The following is a 1,250-nucleotide window of genomic DNA, read 5'->3' on the forward strand; positions in this document are numbered from 1 at the left end:
CCGCCGACCTCACCTACGCCGAGTACGCGCGCAGCGGATTCTGGCAGCTGTCGGCGGTCAGCGTCCTCGCCCTCGCCGTCATCACGGTCGTCCAGCGATGGGCCGCCCGCGACACCGGCGCCGACCGGGCCTGGCTGCGGGCCGCACTGTCGGCGGTGAGCGTGCTGACCCTGGTGATCGTGGCGTCGGCGCTGTCGCGCATGTGGACCTATCAGCAGGCGTACGGATTCACCGTGCTGCGACTGCTGGTGGAGGTGTTCGAACTGTGGATCGCCGCCCTGTACCTGCTGGTGCTGGCCAGCCTGGCGCGGCTGCGGCAGGGATGGCTGCCCCGCGCGGCGGTCGGCGCGGCCGCCGCCACCCTGCTGGCGCTGGCGATCATGAATCCGGAACGGTTCATCGCCGACCGCAATATCGACCGCTGGGAAGCCGGAAAGAGCCTGGACACCGACTACCTGAACGATCTGTCCGCCGATGTGCTGCCCGCCGCCGACCGCCTCCCCGACGCGCTGCGCCGCGAAGTGGTGGCCCCGATCGTGCTGCGACTCGACGAGGACGGCTGGCGGGACTGGAACCTGTCCCGCGCCCGCGCCCGGTAGTCCACCGTCTCAGGTGTGCCGCGGCGATGCGGCGTAATTCGGGGTGAGCGCGGTGACCGAGCCCAGCCAGCGGTCGTCGCGCCGGACGAAGACGTTCGTGGCCCACTCGTCGGCCGCGAACGGCTGCCCCTGCCACGCGCCCGCGTTGGTGCCGTGCGTAATGGCCACCGCCGCATCGCCGAACACCCGGACCTCCAGCACCTCGAGCGCCATGGCGGTGTGCACCAGATCGCCCGCCGCGACCAGCGCGAGGAACCGGTCACGGTGCCCGATGCCGCCCTCGGGCCCCAGCAGCAGCCAGTCGGGGGTGGCGAACCGGCCGATCCGCTCGGCGTCGTTGTCGACGATGGCGCTCGCCCAGTCGTCCATGATCGACTGGAATTCTCGTGTGGGATCCATACGACGAGCATCGCGCCGGGCCCGACCCGCTGGCTTGGACGAATGGGAACCGGCTACTCGCGCAGGCGTCGCAGCAGTGCCAGCGCGGTCTCGCGCATCGGGTCGACCGAGCGGGTGACGTACATGAGATCGACGAAGAAATCGTCGAACCCGGCGGCCGCGACCTCCGTGACAGCTCGGACGATGAGCTCCGGATCGGTTCCGGCCGCCACATTGACCCGCACGGTCGTCCCGATGGCCGCCGGATCGCGC

Annotated in this window: 2 protein-coding genes and 1 pseudogene; 1 reads left to right on the top strand and 2 read right to left on the bottom strand. The window is 70.9% G+C overall.

Annotation, left to right across the window (positions count from 1 at the left end; all coding sequences use genetic code 11):
- On the top strand, window positions 1-599 hold a 599-nt coding region (locus QK444_RS36300), incomplete at its 5' end, for a DUF4173 domain-containing protein (RefSeq protein WP_282786653.1).
- A gap of 9 nt (window positions 600-608) precedes the next feature.
- Here QK444_RS36300 and QK444_RS36305 read toward each other — a convergent pair.
- Window positions 609-998 carry a nuclear transport factor 2 family protein gene (locus tag QK444_RS36305; RefSeq protein ID WP_282786655.1) on the bottom strand — a complete coding sequence of 130 codons (390 nt, stop codon included), beginning with the start codon at window positions 996-998 and terminating at the stop codon, window positions 609-611.
- Between the two features lie 53 nt (window positions 999-1,051).
- Window positions 1,052-1,250: pseudogene (locus tag QK444_RS36310) on the bottom strand (LLM class F420-dependent oxidoreductase); the annotation flags it as partial.

It is taken from the genome of Nocardia sp. CC201C (genome assembly GCF_030010695.1).
Lineage (GTDB): Bacteria > Actinomycetota > Actinomycetes > Mycobacteriales > Mycobacteriaceae > Nocardia > Nocardia otitidiscaviarum.

Bases quoted from the DNA above. Each gene is read 5' to 3' on its own strand.
- QK444_RS36305 (WP_282786655.1), bottom strand. From the start codon at position 998: ATGGATCCCACACGAGAATTCCAGTCGATCATGGACGACTGGGCGAGC.